Annotated in this window: 17 protein-coding genes and 1 tRNA gene; 6 read left to right on the top strand and 12 right to left on the bottom strand. The window is 59.0% G+C overall.

What is annotated here, in order from left to right; translation table 11 throughout:
- Positions 1-52: 52 nt before the first annotated feature.
- Genes BI292_RS04335 through BI292_RS04325 form a run of 3 tightly spaced genes read right to left on the bottom strand, consistent with a single transcriptional unit; the run spans position 53 to position 2,745 of the window.
- Positions 53-700 (bottom strand): TenA family transcriptional regulator, encoded by a 648-nt coding sequence (locus tag BI292_RS04335; RefSeq protein ID WP_101207116.1) that lies wholly within the window; start codon positions 698-700, stop codon positions 53-55.
- The gene (locus BI292_RS04330) at positions 624-2,078 is read right to left on the bottom strand and encodes an AMP-binding protein (protein ID WP_101207115.1); all 1,455 of its coding nucleotides are present in this window, start codon (positions 2,076-2,078) and stop codon (positions 624-626) included. Before BI292_RS04330 ends, BI292_RS04335 begins: the two co-directional genes overlap by 77 nt.
- Positions 2,068-2,745, bottom strand: a complete 678-nt coding sequence (locus tag BI292_RS04325; RefSeq protein ID WP_101207114.1) for a thermostable hemolysin — start codon at positions 2,743-2,745, stop codon at positions 2,068-2,070. Before BI292_RS04325 ends, BI292_RS04330 begins: the two co-directional genes overlap by 11 nt.
- 204 nt (positions 2,746-2,949) lie before the next feature.
- Here BI292_RS04325 and BI292_RS04320 point away from each other — a divergent pair, with 204 nt between their 5' ends.
- Positions 2,950-3,501 carry a cytochrome b gene (locus BI292_RS04320; protein WP_101207113.1) on the top strand — a complete coding sequence of 184 codons (552 nt, stop codon included), beginning with the start codon at positions 2,950-2,952 and terminating at the stop codon, positions 3,499-3,501.
- A 169-nt stretch (positions 3,502-3,670) separates the two neighbouring features.
- Here the strand turns inward: BI292_RS04320 and BI292_RS04315 are convergent.
- Positions 3,671-3,758 (bottom strand) — tRNA-Ser (locus tag BI292_RS04315).
- A gap of 123 nt (positions 3,759-3,881) precedes the next feature.
- On the opposite strand from BI292_RS04315, the gene BI292_RS04310 reads away from it, so the two are divergent.
- Entirely contained in the window at positions 3,882-4,553 is a 672-nt protein-coding gene (locus BI292_RS04310; RefSeq protein ID WP_092280745.1) for a Bax inhibitor-1/YccA family protein, read from the top strand.
- A gap of 108 nt (positions 4,554-4,661) precedes the next feature.
- Here the strand turns inward: BI292_RS04310 and BI292_RS04305 are convergent, their stop codons facing one another.
- Together BI292_RS04305 and BI292_RS04300 are read right to left on the bottom strand one after the other, a co-directional pair.
- Positions 4,662-4,991: a YceK/YidQ family lipoprotein gene (locus tag BI292_RS04305; protein ID WP_101207112.1), complete on the bottom strand. Its 330-nt coding sequence runs from the start codon at positions 4,989-4,991 to the stop codon at positions 4,662-4,664.
- 56 nt (positions 4,992-5,047) lie between these two features.
- On the bottom strand, positions 5,048-5,485 hold the full coding sequence (locus BI292_RS04300) for an Lrp/AsnC family transcriptional regulator (RefSeq protein ID WP_101207111.1): 438 nt from the start codon (positions 5,483-5,485) through the stop codon (positions 5,048-5,050).
- 136 nt (positions 5,486-5,621) lie between these two features.
- Between BI292_RS04300 and BI292_RS04295 the strand changes: the two genes are divergently transcribed.
- Positions 5,622-6,515 carry a DMT family transporter gene (locus BI292_RS04295; RefSeq protein WP_101207110.1) on the top strand — a complete coding sequence of 298 codons (894 nt, stop codon included), beginning with the start codon at positions 5,622-5,624 and terminating at the stop codon, positions 6,513-6,515.
- 3 nt (positions 6,516-6,518) lie between these two features.
- On the opposite strand, the gene BI292_RS04290 is transcribed toward BI292_RS04295, so the two are convergent.
- Both BI292_RS04290 and BI292_RS04285 read right to left on the bottom strand, forming a co-directional pair.
- Positions 6,519-7,559, bottom strand: coding sequence for an FUSC family protein (locus BI292_RS04290; protein WP_092280751.1), 1,041 nt, complete (start codon positions 7,557-7,559; stop codon positions 6,519-6,521).
- Between the two features lie 73 nt (positions 7,560-7,632).
- Positions 7,633-9,258: an NADP-dependent glyceraldehyde-3-phosphate dehydrogenase gene (locus BI292_RS04285; RefSeq protein ID WP_101207109.1), complete on the bottom strand. Its 1,626-nt coding sequence runs from the start codon at positions 9,256-9,258 to the stop codon at positions 7,633-7,635.
- A 260-nt stretch (positions 9,259-9,518) separates the two neighbouring features.
- Here BI292_RS04285 and BI292_RS04280 point away from each other — a divergent pair, with 260 nt between their 5' ends.
- Positions 9,519-10,499, top strand: coding sequence for a LysR family transcriptional regulator (locus tag BI292_RS04280; RefSeq protein WP_101207108.1), 981 nt, complete (start codon positions 9,519-9,521; stop codon positions 10,497-10,499).
- Positions 10,500-10,610: 111 nt separating this feature from the next.
- On the top strand, positions 10,611-11,132 hold the full coding sequence (locus BI292_RS04275) for a GNAT family N-acetyltransferase (RefSeq protein ID WP_101207107.1): 522 nt from the start codon (positions 10,611-10,613) through the stop codon (positions 11,130-11,132).
- 1 nt (position 11,133) lies between these two features.
- Here the strand turns inward: BI292_RS04275 and BI292_RS04270 are convergent, their stop codons facing one another.
- The gene (locus tag BI292_RS04270; protein WP_101207106.1) at positions 11,134-11,826 is read right to left on the bottom strand and encodes an aspartate/glutamate racemase family protein; all 693 of its coding nucleotides are present in this window, start codon (positions 11,824-11,826) and stop codon (positions 11,134-11,136) included.
- A gap of 121 nt (positions 11,827-11,947) precedes the next feature.
- Positions 11,948-13,345, bottom strand: coding sequence for a hypothetical protein (locus tag BI292_RS04265; RefSeq protein WP_101207105.1), 1,398 nt, complete (start codon positions 13,343-13,345; stop codon positions 11,948-11,950).
- A gap of 241 nt (positions 13,346-13,586) precedes the next feature.
- On the opposite strand from BI292_RS04265, the gene BI292_RS04260 reads away from it, so the two are divergent.
- Complete coding sequence (locus BI292_RS04260; protein ID WP_092280767.1) at positions 13,587-14,081, top strand: hypothetical protein; 495 nt, start codon at positions 13,587-13,589, stop codon at positions 14,079-14,081.
- Positions 14,082-14,105: 24 nt separating this feature from the next.
- Here BI292_RS04260 and BI292_RS04255 read toward each other — a convergent pair whose 3' ends face one another.
- Both BI292_RS04255 and BI292_RS04250 read right to left on the bottom strand, forming a co-directional pair.
- The gene (locus BI292_RS04255) at positions 14,106-14,492 is read right to left on the bottom strand and encodes a hypothetical protein (protein ID WP_101207104.1); all 387 of its coding nucleotides are present in this window, start codon (positions 14,490-14,492) and stop codon (positions 14,106-14,108) included.
- A 20-nt stretch (positions 14,493-14,512) separates the two neighbouring features.
- Positions 14,513-15,204: hypothetical protein (locus tag BI292_RS04250; RefSeq protein ID WP_101207103.1), on the bottom strand; the 692-nt coding region annotated here is incomplete at its 5' end.

Below are 15,204 nucleotides of genomic sequence, written 5' to 3'. Positions count from 1 at the left end.
GGCAATGGCCAAACCGATGCCGCCGCTGGCACCGGTCAACACAACACGCGCGTCACGCAGCTGCATGTTGAGCCTCCGCGACACGCGGCAAGCCGCGGAACATGTCGGCGTACAGGCGATAGACGACTTTTGAGGCTTTGATCACTGCCGCTTGGTCTTGCGGGTCTTCCAACTGATTCATCAGGCGGCGGTAGGTCTGCATGTGCTCGATGTCCAGCGAGCCATGGGAGCTCAAGTAGCTGAAAGCAGTTTCGGGCAACGCCAGACGCTCGCGGATGCTACCCGCCGCGTGAGTAGCAAGCGCGATGCTGGTGCCTTCCAGCACGTTGACCATGCCGAACAGACCTGCCGGATTGCCACGGGCGATCAGGTCGTAGAGGTAGCTGACCATCAGCTCGATCGGCAGCGAAGGCTGGCCATCGCGAACTGCATCGCGGTCTCCGTCACACGCGGCAATATCACTGAGCACCCACTGCTCGTGGCCGTATTCATCTTCGATGCACTCGCACACTGCTTTGCGCAGCCACTCTAGCCGGCTCGGCAAACGAGCACCGCAGGCCATCATCAACGGCACGGTGTGGCGTACGTGGTAGTAGGCCTGAGCGAGAAACGCCCGATAGCTCTCAAGACTGACCTTGCCTTGCAGGGCATCGAGGATTATCGGCAGATTGAACAGCTCGTTTGGCGGTGAGCAAGCCATTGGCGGCAGTGAACGGTTGGGGCAGGCGTGTCCAGCGATGCACTTGGGCGTAATCGGGCAGCGCCGCGTTAGCCTCGGCGACCGCAGTAGCCAGTTCCGCGTTGCTGCAGTCGGCGCGGTGCGGCCAGAGCAATGCATGGTTGTGCGGCATCGCCTCGCCATAGACGAATGCCTGGGCGATGTCGCGGCGCTGGGTGAGTTCGGATTCGACCCAGTCCGGGTTGACGTTGCGCCCGAAGCTGGTAACGAACTGATGCTTTTTGCGGCCCTTGAGGTAGAGAAAACCTTGCTCGTCGAACTCGCCGAGATCACCGCTTGGCCACCATTCTTCGGCGCACGACGGTTCGCCGAGATAGCCGAGCAAGGTCGAGCCCTTTATCAGCACTTCGCCGTCGTCGGCCAGTCGTATCTCGACGTGGGGCAGGGGCCGGCCGACACTGCCCGGGCGCTGAGCGCCGGGGCGATTGAGGCACACCACCGACGCGCATTCCGAGAGGCCGTAACCTTCGTAGACCGCAAGACCGACGCGTTGCGCGCGGCGCAGCAAGTCCGCTGCAACCCGTGCCCCACCCACCGCGGCAAAACGCAGTGTTCGTGGATTGAAGGCTTGCTGTTCGGCGGCGCTGACCAGCAACGACAGCAACTGTGGCACCAGGATCAGACTGTGCGGTGCTCGGCTGGCCAGGTAACTGAGCAGGCGCGGCACATCGACGCCGCTGGCACCCTGAATGCCCAGAGTTTTCTGACTGGGCAGGCTCAGCGTCGCACCGGCATACAGCGCCGCATAACAGCCGAGGTTTTCCAATAAAATCGCCAGGGGCAACAGCGCCACATGGTGCTGTGGATCGCTGGGTTTGCTGGCCTGATTCAGCGCCCGCGCTACCCGCAGCAGACTTTCGGTGCTCAAACACACGCCTTTCGGGGTGCCGGTGGTTCCAGAGGTGAAGGTTAGTTTGCTGGTCAGCGCCGGCATGCGGTTGGGACCACTGAAGCTGCGGCACCAGAATTCGCCGCGTTTTTCATAACCTGCGGTGAGCAATTCGGCCTCCAGCTCTGAGTCGGCAATCACCCGTTCGGCCTGACTTTGCTCCAGGCAATGGGCACGTTGTGCCGGGCTGAAAAACGGCGGCAGCGTCACGCAGGTCAAGCCTTCGAACAGGATGGCCAGATCCCACAGCAGCGCTTCGACGCCGTTCTCCAACGCCAGGGCTACGACTTTCACCTGCTCGTCGCGTAAGCGCTCCTGGCGATACATCACCTCGGCATACACGGTGGCGTAATCAAGCTTGAACGTATCGCCCCACAGTGCGGTGGTGTTGTCATTACGCCGGGCATGGCTGCGCAAGGTTTCCTGGAAGCGTTGCAATTCAAGCGACATGGCAGGCTCCTTCAATCGAGGTCGGCATTCCCAATCGAGTAAACAGGCCGATGTTGCGCAAATGGATAAACCCGGCGCGGATGTTGCCGACGTGCACCCACGGTTTGCTTTCGTAATAACTGCCCCAGTGTTGACGCTCGTCACCCAGGCGCTCCGGATCGGCGGCGCACAATGTGACGGGTTGCAGACCGAGACGGTGGAAGCTGTTGACCAGCCCGATGTTGCCGGTGAACGTCACCCATTCCAGGCCGCCCATGCCCAGCAAGTAGGTGATGGCGATGATGCTCAGGCGTGCGCTGCCGGTGTCGCTGGCGGCGAGGTTGCCGACTTCGACAATGGCGTCCCGCTGCACCAGACGGTCAGCTGCGGCACTGATCAGCGTTCCGATCGGCTCATCCAGATAACGCTCCAGAAACAGCGGTTCGACATGTGCACGGCGCACCCCGGCTACCGCACACAACTGCCCGTCACCGTTGTGCACACCAAACAATTCGGGCATGAAGTGACGGATGTCGGCACCGTGGGCCTTGCTAAAGCGCTGTTGGATGAACGCCTCGAACCGGGGGCGTTGATCGTCGCCCGACAGAGCGCTCGACAGACGCATCTGTGGAGTTTCGGTCTGGCCGAAGTGCAAGGGTAAAGGGATGTTCCAGTCAGAATGGGGCATGGGCGGAACGCCTTTCTCAATAGGGTTGAGTCAAGTATCCGAACCATTTCTTAACGAAGTCTGAAGGTAGAAAAGCTTTATGAACCGACGGTCTTCAGACTGTCTTAAGACTAAGAGGGCAGGGTGGCACCGTCGGTTTGCCCTGCAACCGAATGCAAACGGCTGAAAGACTTGGCTGTCGCTCATGATAATTTCGAGGCGCTTATGACCCGCAATACCGCCGTAAACCGTTATGGAAAACTGTCGATAACCTTGCACTGGCTGATGCTGGCGTTGTTTGTCGGAGTGTATGCGTGCGTCGAGATCAAGGGCTACGTGGCCCGAGGCTCTGAACTGCGCGGCCTGCTCATGGGGCTTCATGGCCTGTTCGGCGCGAGCATCTTCGTACTGGTGTGGTTGCGCCTGCTCGGCCGTCTGACACCCCGTCCGCCGATCACACCAAAACCGCCGGCCTGGCAGAGCGTAATCTCGCACCTGACGCACCTGGCCCTCTATGCGTTGATGATCGCCACTCCGCTGCTGGCCTGGCTGATGCTCGCCGCCGGCGACAAACCGTTTCCATACTTCGGCTTCCATATACCCGCGCCGATCGCGGTTGACCCCGACTTGGCCAAGCAGCTCAAGTATTGGCACGAACTGATCGGCAGCTCGGGTTACTGGTTGATCGGCTTACACGCCGCCGCCGGGTTGTTTCATCACTACTGGGTACGCGACAACACCCTGACGCGGATGCTGATTCAGCGAAACCGGTCCTGATGCGAGATTTCACATGTTTGACTACACGGTGTTGCATGAAGGAATTTTAACGTTCGGCAGGACGCCGCAGAAGGGGTAAAGCAGTTTGTAACGCTCGAAAATACAGCGTCAATTCCAAACCCCAGAAACGACAAAGCCCTGAATAATCAGGGCTTTGTCGGTACAAATATGGCGGAGGCGATGGGATTCGAACTCATGGACCTGTTACAGTCGACGGTTTTCAAGACCGTTGCCTTAAACCACTCGGCCACACCTCCTATTGCGTTGCGGGCGCCATAATACCTGAATGAAACACACTGTCAAACTCTCTGCATGGCTTGTTACAGAGCGTCTGTTATGATCTTTGCTACTGAACGTTTCAAACCAACAGGAGTGTCGCCATGCGCGAACAGGATTACGCAGTTAATAACAGCGTGCAGGCTGAGCAGCTAGAGGTTAGCCGCGTCCTGCGCAACACGTACGGCTTGCTCGCCCTCACTCTCGCATTCAGCGGTGTGATGGCGTTCGTAGCTCAACAGATGCGCGTCGGTTACCCGAACATTTTCGTGGTGCTGATCGGCTTCTATGGCCTTTTCTTCCTGACCAACAAACTGCGCGATTCCGCGTGGGGCCTGGTGTCGGCGTTTGCCTTGACCGGTTTCATGGGTTTCCTGCTTGGCCCGATCCTCAACCGCTACCTGGGCATGCAGGGCGGCGCTGAAGTGGTCAGTTCCGCGTTCGCGATGACTGCGCTGGTATTCGGTGGTCTGTCGGCTTACGTGCTGATCACCCGCAAGGACATGAGCTTCCTCGGTGGTTTCATTACCGCCGGTTTCTTCGTGTTGCTGGGTGCAACGCTGGCCAGCATCTTCTTCCAGATCAGCGGGCTGCAACTGGCGATCAGCGCAGGTTTCGTGCTGTTCTCCTCGGTCTGCATTCTGTTCCAGACCAGCGCCATCATTCACGGCGGCGAACGCAACTACATCATGGCGACCATCAGCCTGTATGTATCGATCTACAACCTGTTCATCAGCTTGTTGCAGATCTTCGGCATCATGAGCCGCGACGATTGATCGCCAGCCTTGAGCAATGAAAAAACCCGCTTCGGCGGGTTTTTTTATGGGCGCTGCAAAAATTTGACTGGGTAAGTCGTCTATCAGCCTGGTTCTACTGGCCTGTCGTCACTCATTCAAAATTATGCTGCCATCAGCCTGTTGCCGGTAAATCGTGTAAGGCAGCAGCAAGGTATCGAGCGCGCCGGATATCACCACGTCGATCAACATGAATGCCGGCGCATTGGTATACGTCTCGGAATCACGCCCTTTCTCCAGCGGCGCATTCAGGTAACAGAAGTCGTAGGTCACGCCGCTGTAGATCCGCGGAATGGCGCCGCAATAACTTTTCTGTTCCTTGAGACTTTTTGCCGCCGCTTCATCGCTGCGCACCACCGTCTGCACCGTGCCGCAACCCGCCAGCATCAGCGCGGCCAGGGCCATTATCTGAATTTTCATAAAGCCAATCCTTAGCAAAAAAAACCTGATTTACGTTGATATCGACAAAAAACCAATCACGCCATCGGCGGCAATCGGCGTTTGACCGGGGTCTTCTTGACGATGGCCGTATTGGTTTCCGCGTGAGTGTTGAGGCGGTCGAGCAGGGTATCCAACTGTTCCATCGAGCGCACGTGCAAGCGCGCGATAAAGCAGTCGTCGCCGGTGACTTTATCGCACTCGGTGAACTCGGGAATAGCCTGAATCTGTCGCTCGACTTCCTGCAACTGGCCCGGCAGCGGCCGAATACGCACAATCGCCTGCAACTGATAACCGAAACACTTCGGGTCGATCTCGACGGTGTAACCCTTGAGCACACCGCGCTCTTCAAGGCGTCGCAAGCGCTCGGCAACACTGGGCGAGGACAGGCCGCTGATCTGCGCCAAAGCCTTGAGTGAAAGCCGTGAATCTTCCATCAACGCGCTGATCAGCACTTGATCAATGTCGTCAGTCATCGCGAAGCCCCTATTAGGCAATTGAGCCAAAACGCCCTCGATAAAAAAGGCGAAAGCCGAGTTTAGCCTGATTTTTGCGCTGGAGAAGCCCTGCGGCGGATTGGCATAATTTGCGCTCAATCACGGGAGACTGACGATGGACAAAACACTGCGCCACGGCTCATTTGAAATGACCGCCGCCATGCTCATCTCCGGGACCATCGGCTGGTTTGTGCTGATGTCCGGGCAACCGGTGCTGGACGTGGTGTTCTGGCGTTGCGTATTCGGCGCTGGCACGTTGCTGTTGATCTGCGCCGCGTTCGGCTTCCTCCGGCCCGGCATTCTGACCCGCACCACGTTTCTGCTCGCGGTGCTCAGCGGCGTGGCGATTGTCGGCAATTGGGTGTTGCTGTTCGGCTCCTATTCCCGGGCATCGATCGCCATCGGCACGGCGGTCTACAACGTGCAGCCGTTCATGTTGGTTGGCTTGGCGGCGCTGTTTCTCGGCGAGAAAATCACCCTGCAAAAGCTCTTCTGGCTGGGCGTTTCGTTCCTCGGCATGCTGGCGATTGTCAGTGCCCACGGCGAGCAGGGCGAGGGTGGCAATGAATATCTGGTGGGGATTGGCCTAGCATTGGGCGCTGCGCTTTTGTACGCCATTGCCGCGTTGATCATCAAACGCCTGACCGGCACGCCGCCGCATTTGATCGCGCTGATTCAGGTCTGCACCGGCGTGCTGCTGCTCGCGCCGTTCGCGCACTTTTCGGCACTGCCGCAGGCACCGAGCGCTTGGGCGAGTCTGCTGACATTGGGCATCGTCCACACCGGTTTGATGTACGTATTGCTCTACGGCGCGATCCAGAAACTGCCAACCGCACTGATCGGCGCGCTGTCGTTCATCTATCCGATTGCGGCGATTCTGGTCGACTGGTTTGCCTTCGGCCATCGTCTGCAAGTGCTGCAATGGCTCGGCGTGGCGGCGATCCTGCTGGCCGCCGCCGGTATGCAACAAGGTTGGGGCATCAAGTTGCGCCGGGTGGCCACGCCGTAAACGTCAAATGTTCCAGCGCGGCGCGGTTTTGGCCAGACGCTGACGCATGTCGCTGATATTCGCCGCCAACTGCCGAGTCAATAAACGGTAGCCGTCCAAAGGACTGTAAACCCGCGCGTCGAGGCTGGCGTCCGGCGCGTCACCGGGACGACTGAGGCGCTGGGTCGCTCCGGATTTCAGCGCCCGGGCCATGCCGATCAGTTGCACCCGAACCTGTCGATGCTCGACTTTCAGCGACGTTTGCAGGTCGGCCATCGCCACCGGGTCACTGGCGTCCGGCCGCGTATTACCGAGGATTTCCAGGGTGCTGATGCACATGCGCAGATTGCGTTGGATCGCGTCCAGTTCGGTCATGGAAATCTTCACTTCCTTGGACACCGACGGCATCAACGAACGCAGTTGCACCATCACCGTGTTCAGCCGACCCATGAGTTTGAGGTGTTCGTCAGCGGTGACCGATTGGCCGTTAATGATCCGCCCGTAAACTGTCGCGCAATCGCGCAAGGCGTCCGCCAGGTTGTAGCGCCAGGAGAACACCGCGTACAGCGGCAGGGCGAAGGAGAACGCCAGCGCCAACGCGATGCCGATCAAGATATCGACTCCGCGCCACAAGCCGTCAGTCACGGCGTTGTCGCCATGACCGGCGACGATGAACACCGTGATCGCCGAAAGCAAAGCCGTGTAACCGCCCTTGCCGATGGCGTGATACGAGAAAAACCCGCACACCACCGACATCGCGAAATAGGTCAGCCAAGGCATGCCGAGCCAGGCTTGCTGCGCGACGATCAACAAGCCAACCCCGGCACCGATCAACGTGCCAATCGCCCGTTCGGCGGCTTTTTTGCCGATGTTGCCGTGATGCTGCAAACCGCCAATCACCACCAGCATGGTCACCGAGGCCCACTCACCGTGCGGCAGGTTGATCCCGGTGGTCAGTGCAATCGTCGCGAGCAAACCCAGCGAAACCCGCACCGCGTGAATCACTCGGGCGTTGCGATAACGCCGATACGGGTCCAGCAGCGGACGGAGTAATCGGCGTATCAACGGTGGCAGGCGATAGGCTCTCAGATCAGGGCTCCTTGGAAACTTAGTCAGAAAACATAGTCAGAAAACACAGTCAGAAAATGTAATCGGTGGTCAGGAAGCTCGAATCGCGTCCGCGAATGATCTCGCTGATCAGCGCTTTGTTGCTGTCCTGGAACTTGGTCGCGACCAGGGTCCGAATCGAAAATACCCGCAGCGCGTCATGTACTGACAACGTACCTTCGGCGGAATTCTTCCGGCCGTTGAACGGGAACGTGTCCGGGCCCCGCTGGCATTGCGCGTTGATATTGATGCGCCCGACCTGGTTGGCAAAGGTATCGACCAGTCGACCGACCGCCACCGGGTTGGTGCCGAAGATGCTCAACTGCTGGCCGAAATCCGATTCCAGAACGTAGTCGATCACCGTGTCGAGATGCCGGTACGGTACGATCGGCACCACCGGCCCGAACTGCTCTTCCTGATAAACCCGCATCTGCGGATTCACCGGGTACAGCACCGCCGGGTAGAAGAACGACGCCCGCGCTTCGCCGCCATTGTCGTTGACCACCGCCGCGCCTTTGCTGACGGCATCGGCCACCAGCGAATGCAGGTATTCAACCTTGCTCGCTTCCGGCAGGGGCGTCAGCGCCACGCCGCTGTCCCACGGCATGCCGGGTTTGAGCGTGGAGAGTTTGGCGTTGAATTTCTCGATAAACGACTCGACGACATCTTCGTGGACGAAGAGGATTTTCAGCGCGGTGCAGCGCTGGCCGTTGAACGACAGCGAGCCGGTGAGCGCTTCGCTGACGGCGTTATCGAGGTCGACCTCTGGCAGGACGATGCCAGGGTTTTTCGCGTCCAGACCCAGCGCGGCGCGCAAGCGATGCGGTTTTGGATGAAGTTTTTTAAGGTCGCTCGCGGCTTTGTTAGTGCCGATAAACGCGAAAATATCGATCTTGCCGCTGGCCATCAGCGCGCTGACAGTTTCGCGGCCGCTGCCGTAAATCACGTTGATCACACCGGTCGGGAAGCTGTCGCGGAACGCTTCCAGCAGCGGCCGAATCAGCAGCACGCCGAGTTTGGCCGGTTTGAACACCACGGTGTTGCCCATGATCAGCGCCGGGATCAGCGTGGTGAAGGTTTCGTTCAGCGGATAGTTGTAAGGCCCCATGCACAACGCGACGCCCAACGGCACGCGACGGATTTGCCCGAGGGTGTCCTGTTCCAGCTCAAAACGGCTGGAGCGGCGGTCGAGTTCCTTCAATGCATTGATGGTGTCGACGATGTAGTCGCAGGTGCGGTCGAACTCTTTTTCCGAGTCCTTGAGGTTCTTGCCGATCTCCCACATCAGCAACTTGACCACGGCTTCGCGCTGTTGGCGCATGCGTGCGAGGAAGGCTTCGACGTGTTGAATGCGCTCGGCCACGCGCATCGTCGGCCACAGGCCCTGGCCTCGGTCGTAGGCGCGAACGGCGGCGTCAAGGGCAGTGAGCGCGGTGTCGGCATCCAGCAGCGGCGTGCTGCCGAGGATCACTTGTTCGTCGCCGTTTTCACCGGTCAGGTACACCGGGCTACGGACTTGGGCGAGCGCGCCGTCCCACCTGCGCAGTTCGCCATCGACCAGGTATTCGCGTTGTTCGGTCTGGCCGTCGAGGCGGTATTTTTCCGGAATGTCGCTGCTGTCGGGAAACAGATTGCCAAGGATGTGTGCTGTGGTCATGTCGCTACCCCGTGTGGATTCGGTGATGCACTGATGAATCGTTTTAGCAGACCTTGGCCTCGCTTGTCATGACCCATCGCAGGTGAGCGTTGCTTATTGAAGATAGCCCACGCGCCACAAATGCTGGCGCCACCGAGGCGTTGCAACAACTTACTGACACACAAGTGCAGCAATCTTCAGGCAACAATCCGTGAAGGTACGCGTGGCGAGACAGCCATCGCGAAGGACGCCAAACCCACTCGATCGACAGGACGTCATCAATGGCATTTACAGAACCCGCAGGGCCGGACAACAACAGCGAATACCGCCACCCCGAACCGCCATCGTGGCTGGCGCTCGCGGCGGCAATCGAGCCGCAAGTGGCGCACTCTTTCATGGTCTGCGCGCGGTGCGGGTGTTTCATGCAGGCGGCGCGCAGCCTGAATGTCCGGGCGACATTGTTGCGCAAACAATTGGCGCAACTTGAAGAGCAACTGCAACGCACGCTGTTCAATTTTCACGGCAGCACGCTGAGCCTCAGTCGCGAGGGTTTGCAACTGCAAGCACAATTGATCGCACTGGCGCATGAACGGCAATTGCCGCTGGTCGAGCAACCGCTGATTCGTCTCGCGGTGGCCGAATCGATCCTGCATGACATCCTCGGTCGCGACCTGATCGCGCTGCTGCGGCGCAATGCCAGCGTGCGGTTGGAGATCATTTCGCTGGACAGCGAACTCGTCCTGCAAACCGTCAGCGCTGACGTGGTGGTTTGGCTGAGTGGCGCGGGCGGGCCATTGCCGGGGCCGACGTTTGCTATCGACGAGCCGCAGCATCTGGCGCGGCTGGACTATCTGCCGCATATCGCCAAGCGCTATTCGCGGGTGGCGGCGCGGCCCGAGAGCACCGACGACCTGACGGATTTCATGTTGGTGCAATGGCAGCATGACCAGCAAATCGACAGCTTCGCACCTTGGAACACGTTGGTGGAACAGCGTCTGGCCGGGGTCGTGCAACTGCAATCTTACGAACTGATGCTGGAAATGATCCGCTGCAGCGCCTGCATTGGTTTGCTGCCCGGCTACATCAGCCGTTTCGACCGCAGCCTCAGCGCGTTGCCGGGTTTGTTCAGCGAACCGATGCAGCGCAACGCGTGGCTGGCGGTCAACGCCGATTCCCGTCAGCAGCCCGAAGTGCAAGCGCTGGTCGAGATGATCCGCAGCACCTTCCATGAACGCCGCGAGTGGTTCGACCCGCAGACCTGACTGGCTCGCTCGTGCATGGCTCCCTCGATTGGCTCCCTCGATTGACCCTCGCCAGGTCAGCGGATCACGGTTTAGGATGAGCGGCCATGTACGTTTCACGGAAGAATCACCATGCCGAGCACCGACGCCGACATCATCATTCAGCGCTTCAGCGAGGCGCATATCGACGGTATCACCGCGCTCTACAATGCCCCGGCGATTACTCGGCAAGTGCTGCAGATGCCGTTTCAGTCCACCGAGATCTGGCGCGCACGCCTGATGCCGGACAACGAGCGGATGGTGAAACTGGTGGCGCTGCATCAGGGCATGGTCATCGGCAATATCGGGCTTGAGCAATATTCGCGGATTCGCCGCAGCCACGCCGGTGGCCTTGGCATGGCCGTCGCCGAGGCGTGGCAGGGCAAGGGCGTCGGTTCGAAACTGTTGGCCACCGCGCTCGACATCGCCGACAACTGGATGAACCTGCACCGCGTCGAACTCACGGTTTACGCCGATAACGCCGCGGCGATCGGCTTGTACCGCAAGTTCGGTTTCGAGGACGAAGGCCTGTTCCGTGACTATGCCGTGCGTGACGGCCAATGGGTCGACACCTTGAGCATGGCGCGGCTGCGCTCGGTGCCCAGGGCCGGTTGACTCACTCGCCCAAGGCGAACGCCACCGCCGCCTGCGCATGCAGTTCGGTGGTGTCGAGCAGGGGCAGGGCGCTGTGCTCGGGTTTGACCAGCATGCCGATTTCCGTGCAACCGAGGATGATCGCCTGCGCGCCACGCGCGGTGAGTGATTCGATCACTTGCTGATAAACCTTGCGCGACGCTTCGCTGATTATCCCGACGCACAACTCGTCATAAATGATCCGGTGCACAGCCTGGCGCTCGTCGGTTTCGGGCACCAGCACGGTCAAACCCATCGCCGTCAGACGCTCCTTGAGAAAGTCTTGCTCCATGGTGAACGCGGTTCCGAGCAATCCCACCTTCAACGCCCCGGCCGCGACCGCTGCTTGCCCGGTCGGGTCGGCAATGTGCAGAAACGGAATGTCGATAGCAGCCTGAATCTGCGCCCCGACCTTGTGCATGGTGTTGGTACACAGCACCACGCAATCCGCGCCACCGGCCTCGAGCCTGCGCGCCGCGTCCACCAGAATCGCCGCCGCGTCATCCCAGCGCCCGGCATGCTGGGCCTGTTCGACCGGCCCGAAATCAACGCTGTACATCAGCATTTGCGCCGAGCGCAAAGGCCCTAGACGATCCCGAACCTGCTGGTTGATGAGGCGGTAATACTCGGCGCTGGACTCCCAGCTCATGCCGCCGATAAGGCCGATGGTGCGCATTGCGCTCTCCTCTGACAGTGTTTGCCCGAACAGGGCAGGCTGCGGCAGAGTGTCCAATCGTTTACGGGTTGATTCCAGCAAAAATTTGCCCAGTGCAATCCAGGGGGGGCTGATGCAAAGCTCACAGAGTGACTCTCAGGCACCACGAAAAGATAAGCGGCTCGTCGGTTCCGGTTTTCCTGATCATATAATTGAACATGACAGGTACGCCTAGGTTTTCCGCGAGCCATGACTGATGTACCGGGATGCTGGTATGCAACGCTTGAGTAATCGGGATCTCGGCACTGTCACGTATCACTTTGCCATTCAAGCGCAAACGTACCGTGTAGTTACCGTCGAGCGTGGGGTAATAGGCGCGGATATTCAGCCGGTCCGCAGACAGAGTTGGCTCTTGCAGGTGATGGCGTTGGCGGGTGATCGTGATGGCGCGTTCTTTGGACGGTAAATCTTCGGTGGTTTGCGGCAGTCTGACTGTGTACGAAATTTCTGCACGGCTGCCGATAGTGTCTACCACCTCCTGGCGGGGGACCTTGAATGTCAGTGTTTGCCCGGCTCGGCTAATGGTTTGGATTTCACTGCAATAAGTAGTGCACCTGCCGAGCCAGCGGACTTTTACCATTTGCCCCACAGCGGAGTCAATGTAAGCGACCTGAACGGTTGCAAACTCGGTGTTGTAGAAATCTTCTTCGAAGTTCAATTGCGTACCGCTCAGCTCTTTTGCTTCAAGTAATGTTGACGCTAACAGGTTCAAAGGCACCGGGACTGGTTTGTCCGCCAAATCCACTTGCAAGTAGGTGATCGCTGATCGGCCCGAGCGGTTATGGAGTTGATCAATAACTTCGAAAAAGAACGGCATCTGCGGGTTATCGCCGGCTCTATGAAAAGTGTCGGTGAGCAATATCTGGGTGACGACCGGACTTTCGTGAGTGGCTTCGCTGGGTGTGACATTACGCTCGATTTGCGCGACGCCGACACTTAGCTCGATGCGATCGTAGGCTCTTCTGTTGACGTAATCGAAGCCGATGAGCACACCTTGTGCGGCGCGGGTTGCGCCGACGCCACTCGCGACAACATCGGCGGGCAGTTGCAGGTTTAACCCGGCGGGTGCGGGTTCGCCGGGGCGCAAGGAATGGTAGAGCACGCGTAGCGGCAGCGACCGTTCAAATGCGCCGTCGAGGCGGGTGACTTGATACGTAATCAGATTGATATCGTCACGCAAGATGCCTTTGGGGATATAAGTCTCGACTCTGGAACGCTCCCGACCGGCGCTGATGGTTCTTCCTGTCTCGGGAATAAGTCGATCATTTACGAGAATGCTTACGTGGTCACCGAGCGACATGGGGAACGTCCATGGATCGATGAAACACTGCAATCCCAGCGGTTTATCGTCGTAAATTGCCTTGGGAATCCCGCCGTGCGGATTCTGCGGATGCACAACCGGAGTAATCCAACCGGGGATCATTAACGGATACAGGATCAGATTCTGGTTTTGTGCAGCTACTTCGCGAGGCTTCGGCATTATTTTCACCTAGTAGGGATCTGGATTTAATAATCCTTCGAGGCGTTCATCAGATACTCGGCCCCCACGCTTGCCTACTGTCAGATCTGACAGATGAAGTCGCGTTATCGGACCCAAATCGCACCGCTGGTCGTTTACCGATGGGCAGCGCGTTATCCCGTTCTGGTTTTAATCCCCCGAGCCCCCCGTCGATCTGCCATGCTCAAAGTCCGCGACACCGCTTCAACAAAGGAACACGGCAATGAACGACGTACAGCAATTGGGCGAGATGCTTCGTCACTACGCAGACAGCGAAGCGCACAAGAAGCAATTGTTTGAATCGCAATCGAGCGTGTGGACGACGCGTATTGGTGAGTTGTTCGACCAGATCCAGCAATGGCTGGAACCGGTGCAGACCCCGACGCTGCTGGAGGTCAGCCGCGAAGCGTACGTCGCGTCCGGGCCGAGCGTGCCGGCCGAGACCTCGACCTTCAAAACCGAGAAACTGACCATTGTGATTGCCGGCAAAGCGGTCGAGTTCGTGCCGGACGTGATGGGCGCTGGCGGGCAGATTTCACTGTCGGTGATGGGCCTGACCGCCGCGCGCTACGGCAGCATTTCGCTGGTGCTGATGCCGCCTGCGGCAAATTGGCAATGGCGCAAGACCAACGGCCTGAAAGACCCGGACACTTACGCCTTCGACGCAAACTTCCTGGCGTTGCAATTGCAGAGCCTGATCCCCCGCGAGCGCGGTTGATCCAAGGCCCGGCGCGACGCTGGCTCAATCGCTCGCGACATTCAGCGTGTAGGTGCGTTGCGCCGCTTGCCCAGTGCACTGAGTGCCATAGGTGTTGAGGTAGATCGAGACTTCATAGTGCCCCGGCCGGGTCGGCGTACCGACGATATCGGCGTGGTCCTGTCCTCGTTCATAAACCAGCTTCAATCCCTCAGGCAGCGGCTGTGCCGGGTCGACATAAAACCCGGCAATCGCTACATTCGGCCTCTGCACCTCGACCGTTGCACGGTAGGGCTGGCCAGACCTGGCGCCCGCCAGGCTGTCCGGTTGAATGGTCAGCGGTGCCCGTCCGGCACAACTGGCCAGCGTGCCCAGCTCACATCCGCTGAGCAGCAGCGACAGCGCGATAATCGAAAAAAATGCAGGTTTCATCGAGGCTTCTTCTGTTGGATTCAGGGGATTTTGCTGAAGACGAGGCCGCCGTACAGATGCTTGAGCAGGCTCTGCAACGTCAGATTTTTCGCCAATAAATGGCCAACCTGGCCCCATGTGAACAGTTGCGAACCGGTAATCGCTGCGCCCGGCGCGGTGGTCGGCGTGACCTCGCCCTCGGCAGTTGCCGGCCCTTGCTCCCAAGTGATCCAGTGATTTTTTGAGGAGCCTTCGCCATTCTCTAGCATGCCAGCACCGATCAGTGTGGCGACGTGATGTTGTGGGTCGATATGCCCGAACAGTTCCACCAACTGCTGCTGATTGAGATGCGAGGTGTACTGCACGTTTTCGAACACCACACTCGCGCCGGCCTTGGTGAACCAGTCGGCGATTTTCCCTGGCAGCGTGATACCTGCGAGTTGATCTAGCGGCGAATCATAGTCCAGAAACATGTTTTCACTGTCGCGCAGACTCGCCAGCGATATCCAGTCGATCGCCCAGATCCGGTCGTTTTCGTTTTTCTCGCTGAAGTTCTTCGGGTTGCAGGCGCCGTGGCTCGGCTTGATGTGCAGTGTTCCGATGGTGGTTTCGCCCGTTTCCCACAAATCGATGATCGCTTGCGTGTACAGGTCTGGCCGATCCATCAGCAGCGCATAAAAAAATGTCGCCGGGCCGCACAGGCTGGTTGTCGATTGGTCGGGAAGGGCGGGCG

It is taken from the genome of Pseudomonas sp. 43NM1, from assembly GCF_002836905.1.
GTDB classification, from domain to species: domain Bacteria; phylum Pseudomonadota; class Gammaproteobacteria; order Pseudomonadales; family Pseudomonadaceae; genus Aquipseudomonas; species Aquipseudomonas prosekii.
This window is presented reverse-complemented; position numbering and strand designations above follow the sequence as displayed.

Excerpts from the sequence above, each read along its gene's own strand:
- BI292_RS04335 (WP_101207116.1), bottom strand. The coding sequence starts at position 700 with ATGGCTTGCTCACCGCCAAACGAGCTGTTCAATCTGCCGATAATCCTC.
- BI292_RS04330 (WP_101207115.1), bottom strand. The coding sequence starts at position 2,078 with ATGTCGCTTGAATTGCAACGCTTCCAGGAAACCTTGCGCAGCCATGCC.
- BI292_RS04325 (WP_101207114.1), bottom strand. The coding sequence starts at position 2,745 with ATGCCCCATTCTGACTGGAACATCCCTTTACCCTTGCACTTCGGCCAG.
- BI292_RS04320 (WP_101207113.1), top strand. The coding sequence starts at position 2,950 with ATGACCCGCAATACCGCCGTAAACCGTTATGGAAAACTGTCGATAACC.
- BI292_RS04310 (WP_092280745.1), top strand. The coding sequence starts at position 3,882 with ATGCGCGAACAGGATTACGCAGTTAATAACAGCGTGCAGGCTGAGCAG.
- BI292_RS04305 (WP_101207112.1), bottom strand. The coding sequence starts at position 4,991 with ATGAAAATTCAGATAATGGCCCTGGCCGCGCTGATGCTGGCGGGTTGC.
- BI292_RS04300 (WP_101207111.1), bottom strand. The coding sequence starts at position 5,485 with ATGACTGACGACATTGATCAAGTGCTGATCAGCGCGTTGATGGAAGAT.
- BI292_RS04295 (WP_101207110.1), top strand. The coding sequence starts at position 5,622 with ATGGACAAAACACTGCGCCACGGCTCATTTGAAATGACCGCCGCCATG.
- BI292_RS04285 (WP_101207109.1), bottom strand. The coding sequence starts at position 9,258 with ATGACCACAGCACACATCCTTGGCAATCTGTTTCCCGACAGCAGCGAC.
- BI292_RS04280 (WP_101207108.1), top strand. The coding sequence starts at position 9,519 with ATGGCATTTACAGAACCCGCAGGGCCGGACAACAACAGCGAATACCGC.
- BI292_RS04275 (WP_101207107.1), top strand. The coding sequence starts at position 10,611 with ATGCCGAGCACCGACGCCGACATCATCATTCAGCGCTTCAGCGAGGCG.
- BI292_RS04270 (WP_101207106.1), bottom strand. The coding sequence starts at position 11,826 with ATGCGCACCATCGGCCTTATCGGCGGCATGAGCTGGGAGTCCAGCGCC.
- BI292_RS04265 (WP_101207105.1), bottom strand. The coding sequence starts at position 13,345 with ATGCCGAAGCCTCGCGAAGTAGCTGCACAAAACCAGAATCTGATCCTG.
- BI292_RS04260 (WP_092280767.1), top strand. The coding sequence starts at position 13,587 with ATGAACGACGTACAGCAATTGGGCGAGATGCTTCGTCACTACGCAGAC.
- BI292_RS04255 (WP_101207104.1), bottom strand. The coding sequence starts at position 14,492 with ATGAAACCTGCATTTTTTTCGATTATCGCGCTGTCGCTGCTGCTCAGC.